Annotated in this window: 23 protein-coding genes; 15 read left to right on the top strand and 8 right to left on the bottom strand. The window is 68.9% G+C overall.

Going from position 1 to position 19,468, the window contains the following annotated elements; all coding sequences use genetic code 11:
• Positions 1 to 7 precede the first annotated feature (7 nt).
• From QTI68_RS02530 to QTI68_RS02520, 3 genes are all read left to right on the top strand, one after another.
• Positions 8 to 451 carry a GFA family protein gene (locus tag QTI68_RS02530; protein ID WP_286519469.1) on the top strand — a complete coding sequence of 148 codons (444 nt, stop codon included), beginning with the start codon at positions 8 to 10 and terminating at the stop codon, positions 449 to 451.
• Between the two features lie 82 nt (positions 452 to 533).
• Entirely contained in the window at positions 534 to 848 is a 315-nt protein-coding gene (locus tag QTI68_RS02525) for an NIPSNAP family protein (RefSeq protein ID WP_286519468.1), read from the top strand.
• A complete protein-coding gene (locus tag QTI68_RS02520; RefSeq protein ID WP_286519467.1) occupies positions 845 to 1,276 on the top strand; it encodes a DUF1801 domain-containing protein in 432 nt (143 codons plus the stop codon). The genes QTI68_RS02525 and QTI68_RS02520 overlap by 4 nt, the downstream gene beginning before the upstream one ends.
• Here the strand turns inward: QTI68_RS02520 and QTI68_RS02515 are convergent, their stop codons facing one another.
• From QTI68_RS02515 to QTI68_RS02505, 3 genes are read right to left on the bottom strand one after another with little or no spacing between them, the layout of a single operon-like run.
• Positions 1,277 to 1,699: a GlcG/HbpS family heme-binding protein gene (locus QTI68_RS02515; RefSeq protein WP_286519465.1), complete on the bottom strand. Its 423-nt coding sequence runs from the start codon at positions 1,697 to 1,699 to the stop codon at positions 1,277 to 1,279.
• Between the two features lie 26 nt (positions 1,700 to 1,725).
• Entirely contained in the window at positions 1,726 to 3,459 is a 1,734-nt protein-coding gene (locus QTI68_RS02510) for a thiamine pyrophosphate-binding protein (protein ID WP_286519464.1), read from the bottom strand.
• A gap of 5 nt (positions 3,460 to 3,464) precedes the next feature.
• Positions 3,465 to 4,454 (bottom strand): Bug family tripartite tricarboxylate transporter substrate binding protein, encoded by a 990-nt coding sequence (locus QTI68_RS02505; RefSeq protein ID WP_286519463.1) that lies wholly within the window; start codon positions 4,452 to 4,454, stop codon positions 3,465 to 3,467.
• A 112-nt stretch (positions 4,455 to 4,566) separates the two neighbouring features.
• Here QTI68_RS02505 and QTI68_RS02500 point away from each other — a divergent pair, with 112 nt between their 5' ends.
• The gene (locus tag QTI68_RS02500; RefSeq protein WP_286519462.1) at positions 4,567 to 5,490 is read left to right on the top strand and encodes a helix-turn-helix domain-containing protein; all 924 of its coding nucleotides are present in this window, start codon (positions 4,567 to 4,569) and stop codon (positions 5,488 to 5,490) included.
• Here the strand turns inward: QTI68_RS02500 and QTI68_RS02495 are convergent.
• Positions 5,478 to 5,969 (bottom strand): GNAT family N-acetyltransferase, encoded by a 492-nt coding sequence (locus tag QTI68_RS02495; protein ID WP_286519461.1) that lies wholly within the window; start codon positions 5,967 to 5,969, stop codon positions 5,478 to 5,480. The two genes, QTI68_RS02500 and QTI68_RS02495, sit on opposite strands and share 13 nt — an antisense overlap.
• Positions 5,970 to 6,062: 93 nt before the next feature.
• Here QTI68_RS02495 and QTI68_RS02490 point away from each other — a divergent pair, with 93 nt between their 5' ends.
• From QTI68_RS02490 to QTI68_RS02480, 3 genes are all read left to right on the top strand, one after another.
• Positions 6,063 to 6,695 (top strand): hypothetical protein, encoded by a 633-nt coding sequence (locus QTI68_RS02490; RefSeq protein ID WP_286519460.1) that lies wholly within the window; start codon positions 6,063 to 6,065, stop codon positions 6,693 to 6,695.
• Positions 6,696 to 6,803: 108 nt separating this feature from the next.
• Positions 6,804 to 7,043, top strand: a complete 240-nt coding sequence (locus QTI68_RS02485; protein WP_286519459.1) for a DUF6364 family protein — start codon at positions 6,804 to 6,806, stop codon at positions 7,041 to 7,043.
• On the top strand, positions 7,033 to 7,311 hold the full coding sequence (locus QTI68_RS02480) for a PIN domain-containing protein (protein ID WP_286519458.1): 279 nt from the start codon (positions 7,033 to 7,035) through the stop codon (positions 7,309 to 7,311). Before QTI68_RS02485 ends, QTI68_RS02480 begins: the two co-directional genes overlap by 11 nt.
• Before the next feature lie 2 nt (positions 7,312 to 7,313).
• Here the strand turns inward: QTI68_RS02480 and QTI68_RS02475 are convergent, their stop codons facing one another.
• On the bottom strand, positions 7,314 to 8,030 hold the full coding sequence (locus QTI68_RS02475) for a GntR family transcriptional regulator (RefSeq protein WP_286519457.1): 717 nt from the start codon (positions 8,028 to 8,030) through the stop codon (positions 7,314 to 7,316).
• Positions 8,031 to 8,151: 121 nt separating this feature from the next.
• Here QTI68_RS02475 and QTI68_RS02470 point away from each other — a divergent pair, with 121 nt between their 5' ends.
• Genes QTI68_RS02470 through QTI68_RS02445 form a run of 6 tightly spaced genes read left to right on the top strand, consistent with a single transcriptional unit; the run spans position 8,152 to position 14,691 of the window.
• On the top strand, positions 8,152 to 9,120 hold the full coding sequence (locus QTI68_RS02470; RefSeq protein ID WP_286519455.1) for a VOC family protein: 969 nt from the start codon (positions 8,152 to 8,154) through the stop codon (positions 9,118 to 9,120).
• A 7-nt stretch (positions 9,121 to 9,127) separates the two neighbouring features.
• Entirely contained in the window at positions 9,128 to 9,982 is an 855-nt protein-coding gene (locus QTI68_RS02465; protein ID WP_286519454.1) for a fumarylacetoacetate hydrolase family protein, read from the top strand.
• 46 nt (positions 9,983 to 10,028) lie between these two features.
• Positions 10,029 to 11,243 carry an amino acid ABC transporter substrate-binding protein gene (locus QTI68_RS02460; protein ID WP_286519453.1) on the top strand — a complete coding sequence of 405 codons (1,215 nt, stop codon included), beginning with the start codon at positions 10,029 to 10,031 and terminating at the stop codon, positions 11,241 to 11,243.
• Positions 11,244 to 11,247: 4 nt separating this feature from the next.
• Entirely contained in the window at positions 11,248 to 12,108 is an 861-nt protein-coding gene (locus QTI68_RS02455; protein ID WP_286519452.1) for a branched-chain amino acid ABC transporter permease, read from the top strand.
• Positions 12,108 to 13,934 (top strand): branched-chain amino acid ABC transporter ATP-binding protein/permease, encoded by a 1,827-nt coding sequence (locus QTI68_RS02450; protein WP_286519451.1) that lies wholly within the window; start codon positions 12,108 to 12,110, stop codon positions 13,932 to 13,934. Before QTI68_RS02455 ends, QTI68_RS02450 begins: the two co-directional genes overlap by 1 nt.
• The gene (locus QTI68_RS02445; RefSeq protein ID WP_286519450.1) at positions 13,927 to 14,691 is read left to right on the top strand and encodes an ABC transporter ATP-binding protein; all 765 of its coding nucleotides are present in this window, start codon (positions 13,927 to 13,929) and stop codon (positions 14,689 to 14,691) included. Before QTI68_RS02450 ends, QTI68_RS02445 begins: the two co-directional genes overlap by 8 nt.
• Here the strand turns inward: QTI68_RS02445 and QTI68_RS02440 are convergent.
• Both QTI68_RS02440 and QTI68_RS02435 read right to left on the bottom strand, forming a co-directional pair.
• Positions 14,656 to 15,300 carry a DUF6134 family protein gene (locus tag QTI68_RS02440; protein WP_286519448.1) on the bottom strand — a complete coding sequence of 215 codons (645 nt, stop codon included), beginning with the start codon at positions 15,298 to 15,300 and terminating at the stop codon, positions 14,656 to 14,658. The genes QTI68_RS02445 and QTI68_RS02440 overlap by 36 nt on opposite strands.
• Entirely contained in the window at positions 15,293 to 15,847 is a 555-nt protein-coding gene (locus QTI68_RS02435) for a DUF2878 domain-containing protein (protein ID WP_286519446.1), read from the bottom strand. The genes QTI68_RS02440 and QTI68_RS02435 overlap by 8 nt, the downstream gene beginning before the upstream one ends.
• 130 nt (positions 15,848 to 15,977) lie before the next feature.
• Between QTI68_RS02435 and QTI68_RS02430 the strand changes: the two genes are divergently transcribed.
• Both QTI68_RS02430 and QTI68_RS02425 read left to right on the top strand, forming a co-directional pair.
• Positions 15,978 to 16,448 (top strand): hypothetical protein, encoded by a 471-nt coding sequence (locus QTI68_RS02430; protein WP_286519445.1) that lies wholly within the window; start codon positions 15,978 to 15,980, stop codon positions 16,446 to 16,448.
• An 84-nt stretch (positions 16,449 to 16,532) separates the two neighbouring features.
• On the top strand, positions 16,533 to 18,905 hold the full coding sequence (locus QTI68_RS02425; protein WP_286519444.1) for a DNA polymerase II: 2,373 nt from the start codon (positions 16,533 to 16,535) through the stop codon (positions 18,903 to 18,905).
• On the opposite strand, the gene QTI68_RS02420 is transcribed toward QTI68_RS02425, so the two are convergent.
• Positions 18,902 to 19,411 (bottom strand): MarR family winged helix-turn-helix transcriptional regulator, encoded by a 510-nt coding sequence (locus QTI68_RS02420; RefSeq protein WP_286519443.1) that lies wholly within the window; start codon positions 19,409 to 19,411, stop codon positions 18,902 to 18,904. The two genes, QTI68_RS02425 and QTI68_RS02420, sit on opposite strands and share 4 nt — an antisense overlap.
• Positions 19,412 to 19,468: the final 57 nt, after the last annotated feature.

Genomic DNA, 19,468 nt, shown 5'->3' with positions numbered 1-19,468 from the left:
GGCGATCATGGTCATCACAGGCGGTTGCCACTGCGGCAACACATCTTTCGAACTCGGCTGGGAGCCGGAGCCGACCGAGATCCCGGCGCGGGCGTGCGGCTGCTCGTTCTGCGCCAAGCACCGCGGGGTCTGGACGTCCAACCCCGGCGGGGTGCTCCGGGTGACCGTGGACTATCCGTCGCTCGTCTCCAGCTACTTCTTCGGCACGCGCACGGCCCGGTTTCATGTCTGCGCGCGATGCGGCGTCGTTCCCCTGGTGACCAGCCTGCTCGACGAGCACCTCTATGCCGTCGTGAACGTCAACGCGTTCGACAACGTGTCGCCGTCGCTTCTTCGCCCGCAGCCGGTGTCGTTCGAAGGCGAGGACGTCGAGACGCGGCTGGCGCGCAGGCGGCGCAACTGGATCGCCGACGTCCGCTTCGTCGAGGGCTGCGCTGCCGTCTCCGATTGAGCCTGCCGCTGGCCTGCCCCGGTTGCCCAGCGGGCGCCCAGGTGCTCCAATGAGCGTCCTTTCTGCGATGAAGGAGACATCCATGGCCTACGAAGCGCGCTACGTGTTGCGACCCAACCCCGGGGCCGATCTCGCGGTCGTCATCGATGCGATGAAGGTGGGTGCGGCGCTCTGGAAGAAGCATGGTGCACCCCAGCCCCGGCTGTGGACGGTGGCGGCGGGCGAACTGGGCAACTATGTGCTGACCGTGGAGTTCGACAACGCGGCGGCCTACGCCAAGGTCACGGACCCGCTGTCGGCCGATCCCGAGTTCCGCCAGTGGCAGGCGGGCAATCTCCGCGCCGGGGCCTTCACCTGGGTCCGCAGCAACCTCATGCGCGAACTCCCCCTGGCATGAAGAAACCGGATTCGACCGCGGGCCTGTCGGCCTCCGAGCTGATCGACCAGCGGATCGCCGAGCTCGGCGACTGGCGCGGCCAGACCTTGGGCAGGATGCGCCAGCTGATCAAGGAAGCCGACCCGGAGGTCGTCGAGGAATGGAAGTGGATGGGCACGCCGACCTGGTCGCACGAAGGCATCCTCTGCACCGGCGAGTCCTACCAGGCGAAAGTGAAGTTGACCTTCGCCAAGGGGGCTTCACTGGAAGACCCTGGCCAGCTTTTCAACGCAAGCCTGGACGGCAACGTGCGGCGCGCGATCGACATCGGGGAGGGCGAGCAGGTCGACGCCGACGCGTTCAAGGCGCTCGTGCGGGCCGCGGTCGCCCTCAATTCGGCCGGCGCCAAGGCGAAGGCAAAGCCGAAGCCGAGGCGGGCGGCTGCATGATCACACGGCGAAACCCGCTGCCTGAACCCCCGCGATGCAGATCGCCTCGTCTTCGTCGCCGGTGCCTCCGCTCGCGCCCACCGCGCCCAGCACCTGGCCTTGGGCGTCCTTGATCAGCACCGCGCCCGTCTGCGGCAGGAACCGGCCGGCCGACGTCGCGGCCAGCGAGACGAAGAAGTTCGGGTTGCCCTTGGCCCGCTCGCCGAGCTGGCGGCTCGATACGCCCATGCCGACGGCGCCCCAGGCCTTGGCCTGGGCGACGTCGAAGCGGAACATGCTGGCGCCGTCCTCGCGCGCGAAGGCCTTGAGATGGCCGGCTTCGTCGAGCACCGCGATGCCCATCGGCTGGTAGCCGGCCTGCTTCGAATGCGCGAGCGCGGCGGCGATGATCTGGTTGGCTTGGGCGAGGGTCAGTGAGGTCATGGTGAGAAGGTGCAAGGTGGAAGGAGTCAGCCCGGGGCGGGCACCGGCATGAACGCCTCGAAGCCGAAGCGGTTCATGCTGCCGAAGGCCGGCGCGGCGGGATGCGACACGAAACGCGTGCGGCAGTCCAGCACCGACGGCAGGCCCGAGGCCAGCGCCCGGCCCAGGGCCGGCGCGAACTGCTCCGCACGGGTCACGGTTTCGCCGAAGCAGCCGAAGCCGCGCGCGATCGCCGCATGGTCGGTGCCTTCGAGGCTGGTCGCGAATTCGAAATCGAGCTGTGCCCGCTGGCCCGAACGGATGATGCCCCAGGCGGCGTTGTTGTGGATGATGCAGACCACCGGCAGCCCGGCGCGCCGCGCGGTGTCGAGTTCGTTCAGCGTGAAGCCGAAGGAGCCGTCGCCGGTGATGTTGAACACCGGCCGGTCCGGATGCTGCAGCTGCAGCGACAGCGCGTACGGCAGCCCGAAGCCGAGGTGGCTCATGCCGGGCTCGTGGAAGCGCGTGCGCACCGCATCGACCGGCGTGAAATCGTTGCTCCAGAAGGTGGTGTGGCCGCCGTCGAACACCGCCAGCGCGTCGCCCGGAAGCGCATCGGCAATGGCCTTGGCGAGGGCCGCGGGATGCATCGTCGGGTCCGGGTCGCGCGCCATCGCCGCCAGGCCTTCGACGTAGCGGGCGCGGACCTCGCGCAGTCCGGCGAGCCAGTCGCCGTCCGGCGTTCGCTCCGGGCCCTCGGCCGCGAGGGCGGCCACCAGGTCTTGCAGCGCCAGCCGCGCATCGGCCTGCATCGCCACTTCGTGGAGCACCGGATGGCCCAGCGCGGACGGGTCGGTGTTGATGCTGATGGTGCGGTGGTGGCGGCGCGCCAGGGGCCCGCGCGCATCCCACATCCAGGACGAGAAGCGGCAGCCGACGGCGAGCACCACGTCGGCCTGCTCGAAGGCCGCGCGCAGCGCGTCGCCCGAGATCAGGCCGCCATGGCCGATGAAGTGCGGGCTGTCGCTGGCGACCACGCCGAGCGCCATCTGGGTCGGCACCACGGGCGCGCCGAGCAGGCCGGCGAGGGTGCGCACGGCGTCGACGGCGCCGCTGGTCACCACGCCGCCGCCGGCGACCACCAGCGGACGCCGCGCAGCGCGCAGCAGGTCCGCCGCGCGGGCGACCGACTCGGCCGCCGGGCGGGGGCCGAGGGTGGCCCGGTAGCGCTCCGGCGGCAGTGCGAACTCGTCGTCCGGGTAGTCGGCAGTGGCCGCCAGCACGTCCTGCGGGATGTCCAGGTGGACCGGGCCGGGCCGGCCCGACAGCGCTTCGCGGAAGGCGCGGCGCACCAGTTCGGGCAGGCGGCGCGGGTCATGAACGACCGCATTCCACTTGGTCAGCGGGGCGAACACCGCCTTCGTGTCCAGGTCCATGAACATGCCGCTGTGCGGATAGGCGGCCGCCCGGTGCTGGTTGGTGGTGATGGCCAGCAGCGGCAGGTTGTTGTTGAGCGCCACGCCCATGCCGGATGCGAGGTTGAGGCCGCCGGGCCCCATCTCGCCGACGGCCACGGCCATGCGGCCCGAGCCCGCGTGGACGGCGGCGGCCATCATCGGCGCGCTCGCCTCGTGGCGCACGCCGACGAAGCGCACCGCCTGCTGCTGCGACAGGGCGTGCATCAGCGGCGCCAGCTTGCCGCCGACGATGCCGAAGGCGAAAGGGACTTGCTCGATCGCCAGCAGGCGCACCAGCGCCTGGGCTGCAGTGAGGCGAGGCACGGTGCTCAGTCCTCCGCGGTGAAGCCGGTGGAGCGCACGATCGGGCCCCATTTCTCGTAGTCGGCCTTGACGATCTGCGCGAACTCCTGGGGCGACTGGTGGATCGGCTGCAGCCCGTAGGTGGCGAGCGCGGCCACGAAATCGGGCACCTGCAGCGCCTCGCCGACCAGGGTGTTCAGGCGCAGCACCACGTCGGCCGGCGTCCTGGCCGGCAGGAACCAGCCGAGCCACTCCTGCACCGCGATGTTCTTGTAGCCCTGCTCGATCAAGGTCGGCACCTCGGGCAGGAAGGGCGAACGCTGCGCGCTGGTGATCGCCAGCGAGCGCAGCTTGCCCGAGCGCACGTGCGGCATCACCTCGCCGACCACGTTGAAGCTCACCGGCACCTGGCCGCCGAGCAGGTCGTTGAGCAGCGGCGCGCCGCCGCGGTAGGCGACGCTGGTCATCTCGATGCCGGCCGCCTTCTGCAACAGCATGCCGGCGAAGTGCAGGGCCGAGCCCGCGGCGGGGATGCCGTAGGTCGCCAGCTTGGGATTGGCGCGGGCCCAGGCGACGTAGTCGGCCACCGTCTTGATCTCGGCCGGCAGGCCCGGCCCGGCGGTGAACGAGAAGGCGTAGGTCACGGTCGAGCAGACCGGCGCGAAGTCGGTCAGGGGGTCGTAGTTGAGCTTCTTGTAGGTGTGCGGATAGAGCGTCATGGGCGAGCTCGGGATCTGCAGGATGGTCAGGCCGTCGGGCGCGGCCCGTTTCACGTATTCGACCGCGATGCGGCCGCCGGCGCCGGTGCGGGCCTCGACCATCAGGCTGTTCGCGTAGCGGCCGCGCAGCCGCTCGGCCACCGGCCGTGCCACGTTGTCGCCCATGCCGCCGGCCGGAAAGCCCGAGACGATGACGGCGTTGCCGTTGAGTTGGGCCCATGCCGAGCGCCCCAGGCCCAGGCTGGCCAGGCCGGACAGGGCCGCGCTGCGTTGCAGCAGCTGACGTCGATTCCACATGCTTGTCTCCGGTGTTTCTTGATGAACGGGGACCAGCTTAGGGAGACGGCGGACTTTCCACCATGGACGAATAGGAGGGCTTCTTGTAGATTTCCGGCCTCCAGGTAGATCCATGCGGCCCAGCAACCTCCTCGTCGTCCCGTTCCGCGAAGTGCGCCACTTCATGCCGGAGGACAGCCTGCACGTCGAGGCGATCGGCGTCCGGGCCCAGCAGCACCATTGGAGAATTCCGGCCCACCGGCACGAGGAACTGCACCAGTTCCAGCTGCTCACCGCCGGGGCGCTGGTCGGCACCTTCGATGGCGAGCGTCATGCGCTGCGGGCGCCCGTGGCGCTGATGGTGGCGCCCGGGGTGGTGCACGGTTTCGACTACGAGCCCGACAGCGTCGGCACGCAGGTGACGGTGCCGAGCAGCGCACTGGCTTCGCTGTGCGCGCACTCGCCGGTGGTGGCGCAGCGGCTGGCGCAGACGCTGGTGCTCGATGCCACGCGCCTGGGTGACAACGCCGCGGCCTGCGCCCGGCATTTCTCCGCGCTGGCCGAGGAGTTCCAGTCCCAGCGCATCGGCCGCGCCGAGGCGCTGCAGTCCCAGGTCGTGCTGCTGGCCCTGTGGTTCCTGCGGCAGGAGATCGCGGCCACCGGCATCGGCCGGCGCCAGGCCCTGCGCGACACGCTGGTGCAGCGCTACCGGGCGCTGCTGGAGCGGCACTTCCACGAGCACCGGCCGCTGGCCTTCTATGCGCAGGCCCTGGATGTCACGGCCGACCACCTGAGCCGCGTCTGCAGGGCGGTGGCCAGCACCAGCGCGCTGGCGCTGCTGCACGAGCGCGTGGTGCTGGAAGCCAAGCGCATCCTGGCCCATACGCCGATGACGGTCTCGGAGGCCGCCTTGCAGCTCGGCTTCGACGATGCGGCCTACTTCAGCCGCTTCTTCAAGGCCGAGGTCGGCTGTGCGCCGTCGGAGTTCCGCCTGCGCATCGCTTCGGGTGCGCTGGCCGTGCCTGCGCCTGGGCGGATGCTCTCTCAGAGCCGCTGAATCATTTCATGCCAGGACACGCCGCCGTGGTTCGAGGCGGATGGCTTGACGTAGTCGTAGCCCATGCGCCTGTAGAGTTCGATGTGGCGTTGCTTGCACATCAGGTGGACCTCGCGCTTGCCCGCAGCGCGCATCCTCCGCAAGAATTCGGCCATCAGAAGCTTCGAGAAGCCCCGCCCCTGCCGGGTCGGCGCCACGGCCACCGACATGATGACGACCTTGGGTGCAGCAGGATCGTGCCCCACGAGTTCCTTGAACGCCGAGTCGGACATCGCGACCTGGTCCGCGCAGCCGCTGTTGATGAAGCCGACGATCTCGTCGTCGACCTCCAGCACCAGGAACCCCTGCGGATACACCTCGATGCGCTTGACGATCTTTGCCAGCGTGGCGGCTTCGTCGCCTTCGTAGGCGGTGCTTTCGATCTCGAAGCAACGCGCGGCGTCGCGGGGGACTGCATTACGAAGGGTGGTCTGTGTCATCGCGAAGAGATGCGGGTGCGGGCAAGGGCGACAGTATCGGTTCGCCTGCGCCCTCGGTCCACCGAAGGCCTCGATGCATCCCCCGAATGGCAGATGTTCAAGCGCCGCACCTGCATGCAGACTCCGGCACGTCGCAATGTCAGAGGGGATGAGATGGGAAGCAACAGCCGCGAAACGCGCGCCATGCGAATCGTGCGGATCCCGTCGAACAAGGTTGAAGGCCCAATTTCCGACTACCACGTCCTGACCTACGCCGACTCCGGCTTCGGCCCCTTGCCGCACTACACCAGGCGTCGCGTTCCGCGCGATCAGGTGGAAGCGATCGTCAGCCGCATCAACCAGCGCGACGAGGCCGCGACCTTCTTCCCGCTGCCGCTGAGCGCGGTGCCCCGCAAGGTGATCTGGGACAAGCGCCACTGGGCGGAGCTTCGCGCGCATCTTGCGGATTTTTTCCACGTCAATGCACGCACCTTCGGTGCGCGTCGCATCCTCATCGACCTGCAGTCCCCGCATGGCACGGCGCACCTGATGGAGGCGCTGCACGGTGCGGTCGAAGATGTCCCGCCGGTCTGCGTGGACGAGATCGTCGTCGTCACGGCCGCTGAAGGCGACGATGACCAGCCGGCCCTTTCGCGCCGCCAGCGCGACGCGAGCGTCATCGCCGCCATCGTCAAGGACCACGAGGCGGCCGAAGCCGAGCGTCGCAATCGGCGGTCACGGCCGTAGGCAGGGCGCAGTCCAGCCGCCTGCCGGCCCGAGATCAGCTGGCCACTCTTGCTCTGCCGTGTGGGCATCTAAGATACAGAAATCTGATATCGGCGGTCAGAGAAAGCCATGAAGACCACGCTCAACCTCAATGACAACCTGCTTGCTGAAGCCAAGGCCTTGGCGGCGCAACAGCGCACCACTCTGACGCGCCTTGTCGAAGAAGGTCTGCAACTGCGATTGCGCGGGCGGCCGCCGCAGCTGAAGTCCGTGCGCCTGCCGGTCTATCGGGGCAAGGGTGGACTGGCACCGGGACTCGACGGGCTCAGCAACAAGGCGATGCTGGACGCCGCCGACAGTGACGCCTGACGTCAACGTCCTCGTTGCTGCATCGCGCAGCGACCATCCGCACCATGTCGATGCCTTGCTGGCGGCCCCGGGCGTGGAGCGACCGGCGCTGGGTGCCGAGAGGCCGGCGTTCCGCCAGTTGTGTGCCGACAATGCGCTCGCCGCGAACGATGTACCTGATGCGTGGCTGGCCGCCGCAGTCATCCATCAAGGCGAGCATCTGGTCAGTTTCGACAGCGACTTCAGGCGGCTTCTGTCCAGGGCGCAGTTCACCCGCCTGCAAGCCTGACATCACCCGGCGACGCCGGCCTGCGCTTCCAGTGCCTGGTTCAGGTGCGGCGAGTCCAGCAGCATCTGCGCCGTGTGGTCCAGGTGGCGCGCGATCAGTGCCTGGGCGGTCGGGATGTCGCGGCCGAGCACCGCGTCGACGATCGCCTGGTGCTCGGCCTTGACGTCGCGCTCGGTGGCGGCCAGCGGGGCCGTCAGGAAGCGGTAGCGCTCGCTCTGCTGATAGAGCATCTGGTGCATCTTCAGCAGCCATTCGTTGGGGCAGCCGGACACCAGCGCGTGATGGAACTCGCCGTGGTTCGCAGCCCATTCGCGATTGAGATGGCGCGGCTGCCCGGCTTCGCGCTCGGCGATGCGGGTCAGCCGGTGCAAAGCCGAGACGATGCGCCCCTCCCAGGCCAGGTCGCCGTGCCGGATGGCTTCGGCGAGGCAGAGCTGCTCGACCTGGATGCGGGCCTCGACCAGGTTGCGCAGGTCGAGCGCCGAGACCGGACTGACGCGGTATCCGCGGGCCGGCTCCGACACCACCAGCGCCTCGGCCTCGAGCATCGCCAGGCCTTCGCGCACCGCACCGGCACTGACCGAGAGCTCTTCCGCCAAGGCAGCGATGTTGAGCTTCGAGCTCGGCAGCAGCCGCCCTTCGACGATCGCCGTGCGCAGCCGCTCGAACACCAGCCGTGTCTGGCTCATTCCCCGGGGGCGCTCGCTCGTCGCTGTCATGTGTGGTCCGAAAGGAATGATCTTCCTTGTTAACCCTAGGTATAGATAAAGCGTCTGTCGATATAGTTTGGCTTGAAGAATATATTATTTCGAGCTTCGCGAGAAGTACCGGAGACAGACCATGGCCATCGAGCTTCGTACCCGGAAGGACCCGTATCGGGCCGCCGTTCATGGCGTGCATTCGCTGGACGGCATCGTTTTCACGGTCCCCGACCTCGACGATGCAGTGCGCTTCTACGAGGCTTTCGGGCTGGAGACGAAGCGCGTCGGCGATCGGCTCGACCTGCATACGCTCGGCCATCCGCATGCCTGGGCGTCGGTCCATGCGGCGCCGGGGCCGAAGAAGCTCCAGTACCTGCGCTTCGGCTGCTTCGCCGAAGACTTCGATGCGATTGCCGCGCGCATCGAGACGCTGGGCGTCGAGCGCTGCGCGCCGCCTCCCCTGGGCAGCGGCGAAGGCCTGTGGGTCAAGCATCCGGACGGCTTCCCGGTGCAGGTTGTGGTGGCCGCCAAGAGCACGCCGGACCTGCGCAGCGAGAAGCAGGTGGAGCCGCCCGTGCCGCTGGGCACCGGCGCTTCGCTGGCGCGCTCGCGCATTCCGAAGGTCCGGCCGCGCCGCCTGTCGCACGTGCTGCTGCACTGTCCCGACGTGTCGCGCGCCATCCATTTCTACGAGGATGCGCTCGGCCTGCGCCTGACCGACCGCTCCGCCGACCTGGTGGTGTTCATGCACGGCGTGCACGGCAGCGACCACCACCTGATCGCCATGGCGAAGTCGGATGGGCCGGGCCTGCACCACCTGAGCTGGGACGTTGCCAGCATCGACGAGGTCGGGCGCGGCATGGAGCAGATGTACGCGGCCGGATTCACGCGCGGCTGGGGTGTCGGGCGCCATGTGCTGGGCTCGAATTACTTCTACTACGCGCGGGACCCCTGGGGCAGCTACAGCGAGTTTTCGTTCGACATCGACTACGTGCCGGGCGATTTCGAATGGCGCTCCGGCGACCACCCGCCCGAGGATTCCTTCTACGCCTGGGGCCCCGCGGTGCCCGAGGACTTCATCACCAACTTCGAAATCCGGAACGGTTGACTGCACCATGCGCCTCATCGCTTTTCAGAACAAGGGCCAGTCCGCCATCGGCCTGCGCCTGGGCCAGGAGGTCGTCGACCTCACGGCCGAAGGCCTGCCCGCCACCCTCGACGCGCTGCTGCGCGCCGGGCCCGAAGGCCTGGCCGCGGCGCAGCGCGCCGGCGCCTCGGCCCGCACGCGGCTGCCGCTGGCGGACATCGCATGGCTGCCGCCGCTGCAGTCGCCCGCCAAGGCGATCGCGGTCGGCCTCAACTACGTCGACCACGCGGCCGAAGGCAACTTCGATCCGCCCAAGTACCCGGTGCTGTTCCATCGCTTCCCCTCGTCGTGGGTCGGCCACGGCCAGCCGCTGGTGCGTCCGCACGTGTCGACGCAGTTCGACTACGAAGGCGAGCTGGTGGTCGTGATCGGCAAGGGCGGCCGCTACATCGACAAGGCGAAGGCGCTCGAGCACGTGGCCGGCTATTCGCTCTTCAACGACGGCTCGATCCGCGACTACCAGTTCAAGTCGGCCCAGTGGATGATGGGCAAGAACTTCGACCGCTCCGGCGCCTTTGGCCCGGAACTGGTCACGGCCGACGAACTGCCCCCGGGCGCCACCGGCCTGAAGCTCCAGACCCGCCTCAACGGCCAGGTGCTGCAGGAGGCCGATACGCGCGACATGATCTTCGACGTCGCCACGCTGGTGTCGGTGTGCTCGGAGCCCTTCGCGCTGCAGCCCGGCGACATCATCATCGCCGGCACGCCCGCGGGTGTCGGCTTCGCGCGCAAGCCGCCGATCTTCATGAAGGCCGGCGACGTCTGCGAGGTCGAGATCGAAGGGGTCGGCCTGCTGTCGAACCCGGTGGTCGACGGCGACTGACAAGCAGGCACCGACCGCTTCCCCGAACAACTACAGGAGACAGAGCATGAACATGGACCGTCGTTCCTTCGTGGCAGCGGCCGGCGCCCTCGGCGCCAGCGCACTGTGGAGTTCGCAGGCCGGCGCCCAGCCCAGCGGGGCGCCGATCAAGGTCGGCGGCACGCTGGCGCTGACCGGCCCGCTGTCGTCCACCGGGCTGGTGCACAAGCTCACCGGCGAGATCTATGTCGACTCGCTCAACAAGCGCGGCGGCCTGCTCGGCCGGCCGGTGGAGTGGGTGCTGAAGGACGACCAGTCCAAGCCCGACCTGGCCCGCACGCTGTACGAGCAGCTCGTGACGGCCGACAAGGTCGACCTGCTGATCGGGCCCTACGCCACCGGCAACATCCTGTCGGCGATGGGCGTGGCGCAGCGCTACAACAAGACCCTGGTGCACCACACCTTCGGCATCCCGAACCTGGCCAAGTACGACCAGCAGTTCCCGGCCTGGTCGATCGGCCCGGAGCCCGAGAAGACCCTGCCAGCGCTGGTGCTCACCGCACTGGCCTCGTCGTCGGCGCCGCCCAAGACCATCGCGGTCGTGACCAGCAAGTTCCCGTCGGTGCACTTCGTGGCGCTCGGCGCGCGCGAAGTGGCCAAGCAGCGCGGCATCAAGGAGGTGCTGTTCCTCGAGTGGGACTTCGGCAATCGCGACTTCGGCCCGATCGCCGGCCGCGTGAAGGAGGCCAACCCGGACTTCATCTGGACCGGCGCCATCGGCCTCGAGGGCAACCAGCTGCTCGACGCCATGAAGAAGATCGACTATGCGCCGCTGCACCACTTCTATCACGTGCCCGCGCCGGCGCCGATGCTGAAGGCGCCCGAGGCCAACGGGGCGTTGTCGATGACCATCTTCGAGGACCATCCGCCGTTCACCAACAACCCGGTGGCGGCCGAGTTCGTCAAGGTCTACCGCGAGCGCGCCGCCGGCGCCGGCATGCCCGACACCGCGGTCGAGACCCAGGCCGCGGCCTCGTTCACGGCCTGGCAGATCATCGAGGCCGCGGTGATCGCCACCAAGGGCCTGGACGACAAGGCCATGGCCGCCTGGCTGCGCGCCAACCAGGTCGACACCATCCAGGGCAAGCTGCGCTTCAACGAGCGCGGCAACTTCGGCGCCGACCTGAGCCGGGTCAAGCAGGTGCAGAACGGCAAGTGGGTCACGGTCTGGCCGGCCGAATGGGCCGCCCCCGGCGCCAAGCTGCAGACCCGCGGCGCCTGAGCCGATGGCATTGCCGAGCGCTACCCTTCTCGCCCAGGCCATCCTCGCGGGCCTCTTCACGGGAGCGCTCTATGGCCTGCTGGGCCTGGGCCTGAGCCTCTCGTGGGGCATGCTGCGGCAGATCAACCTGGCGCATTTCGCGCTCGCCTTCCTCGGCGCCTACCTGACCTACGAGCTGTCGAGCCGCCGCGGTGTCGACCCGCTGCTCTCGCTGGTCTTCATCGTGCCGTTGTTCTTCGCGCTCGGCACGGCCTTGCACTGGGTGCTGACGCGCTTTCGGGTCAGCCCGTTCAACTCGTTGCTGGTGACCTTCGGCGTCACCGTGATCATCGAGGCGCTGCTGCAATGGATCTGGACCGCCGACTACCGCAAGCTGGAGTCGAGCTATGCCGAGCACAAGCTGCGGCTCGGGCCGCTGTTCCTGCCGCTGCCGGAGCTCATCACGCTGGGGCTGGGCGTCGGCATCTCGCTCGCCGTGTGGGTGGCGCTGCGCCGCACCGACCTCGGCAAGGCGATGCGCGCCGCCGCCGAGGACGCCCCGATCGCCGCCGCCTTCGGCGTCAACCAGAACGCGCTGGCGCTGATGCTGTCCGGCCTGAACGCCGCGCTGGCCGGCGTGGCGGGCGTGTGCATCGCGCTGGCCTACACGCTGTCGCCGTCGCAGATCTACGCCTGGATCGGAGTGGTCTTCGCCGCCGTGATGCTCGGCGGCCTGGGCCGGCCGCTCGGGCCGTTGATCGCCGGCTGCGTCATCGGCGTCACCGAAGCCGTCACGATGGCGGTCACCGCGCCCTCGTGGGCGCCGCTGGTGTCTTTCTCGCTGCTGATGCTGGTGTTGCTGGCGCGGCCGGGGAGGGTGGCCTGATGAAGCGCTCCCTGCTCGTGATCCTGGCGGCCGGCGCGGGCCTGGCCACGGTGCCGTGGCTCGGGCTGCCGGCCTTCTACGAGTCGATCCTCTACCTGGTGCTGCACTGGATCGCGCTGGCCACCTCGTGGAACCTGTTGTCGGGCTACTCGGGCTATTTCTCGTTCGGCCACGGCGCCTTCTTCGGCATCGGCATGTACACCACGGCGACCTTGGCGACCCGCTTCGACATCCCGTTCCTGTGGACCCTGCCGGCCGCCGGCCTGGTGGCCGCGCTGTTCGGCACCCTGCTGGGCGCGGTGGCCTTCCGGGTCCAAGCGGTGCGCGCCGAGCTGTTCTCGCTGCTGACCCTGGCCGCCACCTTCGTGGTGGCGACGCTCATTCTCAACACGCCGATCGACGGCGGCCCGGGCGTCTACATGAGCGCGGTGCCGGTGCCCGCGATCGGGCCCACGGCCTCGGGCACCTTTTATCTGCTGGCGCTGGCGGTCGCACTGGCCACGGTGGTGGCCGCGCTGGTGGTCTACCACTCGCGCTTCGGCACCGGCCTGTTCGCGATCCACGACGACGAGGACGTCGCCGAGGTGATGGGCGTGCCGACCTTCCGCTACAAGCTCGGCGCCTTCGCGCTGTCCTGCGGCTTGGCGGGCGTGGTCGGCGGCGTGCAGGCGCTGTTCATCTCCTATGTGACCACCGGCGACACCTTCACGATCGCGCTGCCGCTCACGGTGGTGCTGATGGCGGTGCTCGGCGGCACGCGGCACTGGGCCGGCCCGATCGTCGGCGCCACCACGATCACGCTGCTGCTCTATGCCTTCACCGGCGGCGACACCGCGATCATCGGCAAGGGCCTGACCGGGCTGGTGCTGATCGTCGTGATCCTCTTCATGCCCGAAGGGCTGCTCGGCCAGGCCCTGAAATGGTGGCACGCGCGGCGTGGCGCCGGGGTGATCGCAGCGCCCGCGCCTGCGCGTGCGCCGGCCCTGGCGACGGGCGCGCCGGCCGTGCCGCCACGGCCGGTGGCCGGCGCCGGCGAGGTGCTGCTGCGCGCCCAGGGCGTGCGCAAGTCATTCAAGGGCGTGCAGGCGCTGCGCGGCGTCGACCTCGAACTGCGGCGCGGCGAGATCCTCGGGCTGCTCGGCCCCAACGGCTCGGGCAAGTCGACCTTCATCAATGTCGCGAGCGGCCACTATGCGGTGACGGCGGGAGTGATCGAGTTCGACGGCCGGCGGATCTCGGGCATTCCGGCCCACCGCATCGCGCACGGCGGCATGGCGCGCACCTACCAGATCCCGCGGCCCTTCGCCCATCTCACGGTGCTCGAGAACGTTGCTTTGCCGGCGATGTTCGGCGCCGCCTCGCTCGACCGCCGCAGTGCCGAGGCCGAGGCCTGGCAATGGCTGGCCTTCACGGGCCTCACCGAGCGCGCCGGGGCGCTGCCCGGCGAACTCAACCTGCACCAGCGCAAATTCCTCGAGTTCGCGCGCGCGCTGGCCTCGCGGCCCCAGGTGCTGATGCTCGACGAGGTGCTGTCGGGCCTGACGCCGTCGGAGATCGACGAGGCCGTGGCGCTGATCCGGCGCATCCGCGACCAGGGCGCGACCATCGTCTTCGTCGAGCACGTGATGCGGGCCGTGATGGCGCTGTGCGACCGGGTCGTGATCTTCCATCGCGGCGAGGTGCTGGCCGAAGGCGAGCCACGCGAGGTCATGCAGCGGCCGGCGGTGGTCTCGGCCTACTTGGGGCAGGCCATGGCGCCGGCGTGCGCCGAGGCCGCCTTCGAAGCGCCGATACCCGTCGGCGTCGCGGAGCTGAGCCATGCTTGAGGTGCAGGAGATCCGCGTCGCCTACGGCCAGGCGACCGCGCTGTGGGACGTGTCGCTATCGATCGGCAAGGGCGAGCTGCTCTGCGTCGTCGGGCCCAACAGCGCCGGCAAGAGCACGTTGATCAATGCGATCGCCGGGCTCCATCGCGTGAGCGCCGGCCGCCTCGTGTTCGATGGCCAGGACATTTCGCGGCTGGCGCCGCATCGCTTCTGCGGCCAGGGCATCGCGCTGGTGCCTGAGGGCCGGCGCCTCTTCACCGAGATGACGGTGCGCGAGAACCTCGAGATCGGCAGCTACCTGGGCGCCGCGCGCCGCGAGCGGGCACTCTCGCTGGAACGCGTGTGCGCGCTGTTCCCGGCGCTGGTCGAGAAGCTGGCGCAGCCGGCCGGCTCGCTGTCGGGCGGGCAGCAGCAGATGGTGGCGATCGGCCGCGCGATGATGGCGAAGCCGCGCCTGCTGCTGCTCGACGAACCCTCGCTGGGCCTCGCGCCGAGCATCGTGCTCGACATGTTCGAGGCCATCCGGCGCATCCATGCCGATGGCATCGCGGTGCTGCTGGTGGAGCAGAACGTCAGCATGGCGCTGGAGGTCGCGCAGCGCGCCGCGGTGCTGGAGGAGGGCCGCATCGTCGCGATCGGGCGGCCCGATCAACTGATGGCGAGGCCCGAGTTGCGCCGGGCCTACCTCGGGGTCGAGCCCGACGCCGCGCCGGCGGCCGGCTCATTTCAGCCGGTAGCTCAGCCTGCGGCCCCCTGAGACGGTCGAGTCGAGACCGATCCATTCGCCGTCCGCCGCATACCAGAGGTCGATCGGCTGCGCAGTCCCGGTGATGCGCCATCGCGAAGCCGCGACAGGCACGCCACGCACCTCGACGGTGTCGCTGCCTTGCGGCTTCACCTGCACGGTCTCGGCGCGGCCGGTCTGGGCGTTGAACAGGCGGGTTTGCGTCAGGATCGCCGGATTCCAGTAGGCGAAGCTCATCACGCAGCCGACCAGCGACTGTGCGGCGTCGCCCGGCACCGGGGCCGGGCCTTCGGCCTCGGCGCGCACGCGGGTGGTCTTGCCGTTTTCTTCGGTGGTGGAGGCCAGGCCGGTCAGGCAGTTGCCGCGCCACTGCTCGATCGCCTGGTGACGGTAGCGGTAGACCGCGAGCCCCAGCATCTTGACGACGAAGCTGGCGTCGCTGTTGATCTGCCGGTCGTCCCCCGATGCCGTGCTCATGAAGCGGTGCTCGCCGATCGGCTGGCCGTCGAGCGTGACCTGGAAATCCCATTGGCGACGGGTGTCCGACCAGGCTGGCGGCGCGTTCGTGGCCAGCAGGCCGAGCAGCAGTGCCATGGCGAAGGAGATGAGGCGCTCAGCCATGCGCCGGCTCCGGAACCGTGACGCCGTCGAACCGGATCGACAGCCAGACCAGGGTCGGCAAGGCGACGGCCCAGCCGAGGGCCAGCGCGAACAGCGCCGGCGGGGCATCGACGAACTGCGCCGCGCCCATCCGCACGCCGGAGGCAAAGGCCAGGGGTCCGGCGACCGCGCCCAGCAGCGCGGCCAGCCAGAGCCGGTGTCGGAGCCAGCGCAGCGTGACGTTCAAGGCAATCGCGAACAGGCCCCAGAGGGCGACGATCCAGTAGGGCGCCAGGCGCGGATCGAACTGTCCCGACGGATAGGTCACCTGGCCTGCGGCGGTGTGCAGCGACTCGGTGGCGAAGCCGATGAGCATCGCCAGCCCCACCAGGCAGGCTTCGCGCTTCGGCCGGGCCGATACCGCCAGGTGCCAGCCGATGCCGGCGAGAACGCAGACCGTGCCCCAGAGCGGCATGTGGCGCGCGGCGCCCAGAACCGCGGCGAACCAGGCCAACTGGGACACTGCGATGTTCGCGAATCGGATGGCGGTCGTCGGACGCGGCTTCATGGGGCTTTCCTTCGCGGCCGCAGACAAGGGTGCTGGGGAGCTTTGCCGCCTTGTCTTTACGCATGGGACCCGGGATTGGATCTCCTTCGCAGGCCCCGGGGTAGGCGAAGAGTGCGCTGGATCGGCCCCAATGTCCTACCCTGCGAGCGGGCGGGCGGGTGTCCATTGCGGCATGAACTCGAAGTTGTCCCCGGTGCTGCGTGTCCTGCAGCAGATCTCGCATCTCCACGTCCTGCGGGACGTCGAGCTCGTCTTTGCGCCGGCGGGCCAGGTGTCCGAGACCGGCGGCCCGTTCGAATTGCGCATCGCTTCCTGCAAGCGAGAGCTGCGCCGCCTGACTTTCGGGGCCACCGCTGCGGATCTGTCCCGCTTCCGCCTCGAGCGGGCGCTGTTCCTGCGCCTGCTTCTGGCTAGCGCCGATGCGCGGCTGGCGGCCTGGAAGTGCGCGGCCGAATGGCAGCCGCTGCGGCGCTCGCAGCTGCAGGAATCGCTCTCGCATGACGCCGAGCAGCGTGAACTGGCCGTGCTCGTGAAGGAGATGGACGCGCCGCAGTTCGCGGACTACGTCTGCCAGGCCGCGCGGCGGGCCTGCGTCGGCTGAAGCGTCGCCGCGGCCGGAGTCGGCACACCGCCAGGGAGAGGCGAAAATCGGCGCCTTCCTGCTCTATCGATTCTCCAAGCTCTCGTGGCATCCAACGAACTCAAGGGCTTCATCCTCACTCGCCGCTGGCGAGACGCCCCGGCCGGCACCGAAATCGAGTATTGGCTGGCGACCGACGCCGGGCCGATGAAAGTGGTCCTGACCGCCCGCACCTCGGTCGCATTCGTCGAGGCCCGGCACCGGCCTGCGCTGGACGCGCAACTCGCAGCCATGCCGGGCCTGCAGGTGCGTGAACTCGGGCTGAAGACCTTCGGGCAGGGACCCGTCGTCGGTGTCTATGCCAAGCACTTCCGCCAACTCGGCCAGCTGGCACGGGCGCTCCAGGCGCAGGACCTTCCATTGCTCGAAGCCGATGTTCGTCCGCACGACCGCTACCTGATGGAGCGGTTCATCACCGCGGGCGTGCGGGTGGAAGGAGGGCGCAGGGACGGCGCCACCATCGTCGACTGCAGGCTCAGGCCGGCGCCCGACTTCCGGCCAGTGCTCAAGGTGGTGTCGCTGGACATAGAGACCAGCCGGCACGAGGCGCTCTACTCCATCGCGCTGGACGCAACCGCGGACCGGGTCGTCTTCATGCTGGGCGAGCCGCCGGCCGAGCCGGCGGAGCCCGAGGGCTTCTCGCTCGTCTATTGCCCGACCCGCAAGGACATGATCGAGCGCTTGAACGACTGGTTCGAGAAGAACGACCCCGACGTCATCATCGGCTGGAACGTCATCCAGTTCGATCTTCGCGTGCTTCAGAAGACAGCCGACGACTGCGGGGCGCAGCTGCTCCTGGGGCGCGAGCGCCGGCCCTTCGAGTGGCGCACCCATCCGGGCCGACAGGGCTACCTGTTCGCGCCGACACCCGGGCGGGTCGTCATCGACGGCATCGACGCGCTCAAGGCCGCGGTGTGGAGCTTTCCGTCCTTCAGCCTCGAGACCGTGTCGCAGGCGCTGCTGGGCGAGGGCAAGGCCATCGGGGACGCGTACGACAAGATGGCCGAGATCGAGCGCCGCTACCAGGAGGACAAGCCCGCGCTGGCCACCTACAACATCCGCGACTGCGAACTGGTGCTGCGCATCTTCGAGAAGGCGAAGCTGCTGCAGTTCGTGCTGGAACGGGCCCACACGACGGGCCTGCAGGCCGACAAGTTCGGGGGCTCCATCGCCGCGTTCAGCCATCACTATCTGCCGCGCATGCATCGCCTGGGCTACGTGGCGCCGAGCGTGGGCGAGATCCCGAGCAAGGCCTTCCCCGGCGGCTACGTGATGGACTCGAAGCCGGGGTTCTACGACTCCGTCGTGGTGCTGGACTACAAGAGCCTCTACCCCTCGATCATCCGGACCTTTCTCGTCGATCCGGTGGGCTTCATCGAGGGGTCGAACGCCTCGGACCCGACGCGTGTCGTCCAGGGGCCGGGAGGGACCGTCTTCTCGCGCGAGAAGCATTGCCTGCCGGAGATCGTGACCACGCTGTGGCGCGCCAGGGACGAGGCCAAGCGGGTCAGGAACGAGCCCTTGTCGCAGGCCCTGAAGCTGCTCATGAATTCCTTCGCCGGGGTGCTGGGTGCGGCCGAGTGCCGCTTCTTCAATCCCAAGCTCGTGTCCGCCGTGACCTTGCGCGGGCACGAGATGATGAAGCTCACCCGCGAATTCGTGGAAGACCGGGGCTACGAGGCGATCTACGGCGACACCGACTCCATCTTCATCTGGCTGCGGCGCACCCGCACCAACGAAGAGGCGCACGCCATCGCGGCCGACCTGGCGAGAGACATCAACGCCTGGTGGACGCGCACCCTTCGCGAGGAGCAGGGTCTGGAGAATTTCCTCGAGATCGAGTTCGACACGCACTACAAGAAGTTCTTCATGCCCACCATCCGCGGCTCGGACGTGGGCAGCAAGAAGCGCTACGCCGGCCTCAGCGCGGATGCCGGGGGCAAGGAGGAGATGGTCTACCGCGGCCTCGAGATGGCCCGCAGCGACTGGACCCCGCTGGCGCGCCAGTTCCAGGAGGGCCTGCTCTCGCGCATCTTCCGCGGCGAGCCCCATCAGGCGTTCGTGGCCGACTATGCACAGTCGATGCTGGCGGGCAGGATGGACGACCTGCTTGTCTACCGCAAGCGCCTGCGGCATCGCCTCGATGCCTACCAGGTCAACGTGCCGCCGCAGGTCCGCGCTGCCCGGATGGCCGACGAGCACAACGATCGGGTCGACCGCCCCAGGCAATACCAGGACGGCGGCTGGATCGAGTACGTCATGACCCTGAACGGGCCGGAGCCCATGGAAGCGCGCCGCTCCCGCATCGACTACGAGCACTACCTGAGCAAGCAGCTGCAGCCGATCGGCGATGCCATCCTGCAGCCCATGGGGGAGAGCTTTGCGGCGCTGACGACATTGCAGCGAGGTCTGTTCTAGGCCTCCTCCGGCTCGACGCCTCCCTGCATGTCATCCACCCGCTGCATGTTCTCGAGGATCCGCAGCAGGTAGTGCAGCGTGTGCGTGATGTCGTTGACCGAGAAATCGCCGATCACCTGCTCGTAGTAGTCGTGGATCTTCGGCAGCGCCTCCTGCTGCCACACCTGCAGGCCTGAAGGCGTCATCGAGACCAGCCGCGACCGGCGGTCTCGGCCGTCGGGCGCCATCCGCAGCCGGCCGTCGCGCTCCATGCGGCTGAGCAGTCCCGACAGCGCCTGCCGGCTCACCTTGAGGTAGCGGGCCAGGTCGCCCACGCTCATCCCGTCGCCGGCCTCGGGCCGCGACAGCGCACCCAACACCGCCCATTGCTGCGTCGTGAGGCCTTCGGCCTCGACGGCCTTGGTGCCTGTTTTATGCAACATGTTTGCACATTGGTACAGGCGAAAGAACACGCGGTTGGCCAGTGCCATGCGCGCTGGGTCCGCTGATTGATTAGGGATAACCATGATTCATCTCTGAAAGTTCGATTTGACAGGCGAGTCGATTCGACCATAATACGTAAA

The organism is Variovorax sp. J31P207 (genome assembly GCF_030316965.1).
In the GTDB taxonomy this organism is placed as follows: domain Bacteria; phylum Pseudomonadota; class Gammaproteobacteria; order Burkholderiales; family Burkholderiaceae_C; genus Variovorax; species Variovorax ginsengisoli_B.
Note: the sequence above shows the minus strand (reverse complement) of the source record. Positions and strands in the feature narration are given on the sequence as shown.

Bases quoted from the DNA above. Each gene is read 5' to 3' on its own strand.
- QTI68_RS02515 (WP_286519465.1), bottom strand. From the start codon at position 1,699: ATGACCTCACTGACCCTCGCCCAAGCCAACCAGATCATCGCCGCCGCG.
- QTI68_RS02420 (WP_286519443.1), bottom strand. From the start codon at position 19,411: ATGGTTATCCCTAATCAATCAGCGGACCCAGCGCGCATGGCACTGGCC.
- QTI68_RS02470 (WP_286519455.1), top strand. From the start codon at position 8,152: ATGGCCATCGAGCTTCGTACCCGGAAGGACCCGTATCGGGCCGCCGTT.
- QTI68_RS02455 (WP_286519452.1), top strand. From the start codon at position 11,248: ATGGCATTGCCGAGCGCTACCCTTCTCGCCCAGGCCATCCTCGCGGGC.
- QTI68_RS02490 (WP_286519460.1), top strand. From the start codon at position 6,063: ATGTTCAAGCGCCGCACCTGCATGCAGACTCCGGCACGTCGCAATGTC.
- QTI68_RS02495 (WP_286519461.1), bottom strand. From the start codon at position 5,969: ATGACACAGACCACCCTTCGTAATGCAGTCCCCCGCGACGCCGCGCGT.
- QTI68_RS02465 (WP_286519454.1), top strand. From the start codon at position 9,128: ATGCGCCTCATCGCTTTTCAGAACAAGGGCCAGTCCGCCATCGGCCTG.
- QTI68_RS02525 (WP_286519468.1), top strand. From the start codon at position 534: ATGGCCTACGAAGCGCGCTACGTGTTGCGACCCAACCCCGGGGCCGAT.
- QTI68_RS02435 (WP_286519446.1), bottom strand. From the start codon at position 15,847: ATGAAGCCGCGTCCGACGACCGCCATCCGATTCGCGAACATCGCAGTG.
- QTI68_RS02475 (WP_286519457.1), bottom strand. From the start codon at position 8,030: ATGACAGCGACGAGCGAGCGCCCCCGGGGAATGAGCCAGACACGGCTG.
- QTI68_RS02450 (WP_286519451.1), top strand. From the start codon at position 12,108: ATGAAGCGCTCCCTGCTCGTGATCCTGGCGGCCGGCGCGGGCCTGGCC.
- QTI68_RS02530 (WP_286519469.1), top strand. From the start codon at position 8: ATGGTCATCACAGGCGGTTGCCACTGCGGCAACACATCTTTCGAACTC.
- QTI68_RS02445 (WP_286519450.1), top strand. From the start codon at position 13,927: ATGCTTGAGGTGCAGGAGATCCGCGTCGCCTACGGCCAGGCGACCGCG.
- QTI68_RS02460 (WP_286519453.1), top strand. From the start codon at position 10,029: ATGAACATGGACCGTCGTTCCTTCGTGGCAGCGGCCGGCGCCCTCGGC.
- QTI68_RS02520 (WP_286519467.1), top strand. From the start codon at position 845: ATGAAGAAACCGGATTCGACCGCGGGCCTGTCGGCCTCCGAGCTGATC.
- QTI68_RS02500 (WP_286519462.1), top strand. From the start codon at position 4,567: ATGCGGCCCAGCAACCTCCTCGTCGTCCCGTTCCGCGAAGTGCGCCAC.
- QTI68_RS02505 (WP_286519463.1), bottom strand. From the start codon at position 4,454: ATGTGGAATCGACGTCAGCTGCTGCAACGCAGCGCGGCCCTGTCCGGC.
- QTI68_RS02485 (WP_286519459.1), top strand. From the start codon at position 6,804: ATGAAGACCACGCTCAACCTCAATGACAACCTGCTTGCTGAAGCCAAG.
- QTI68_RS02440 (WP_286519448.1), bottom strand. From the start codon at position 15,300: ATGGCTGAGCGCCTCATCTCCTTCGCCATGGCACTGCTGCTCGGCCTG.
- QTI68_RS02430 (WP_286519445.1), top strand. From the start codon at position 15,978: ATGTCCTACCCTGCGAGCGGGCGGGCGGGTGTCCATTGCGGCATGAAC.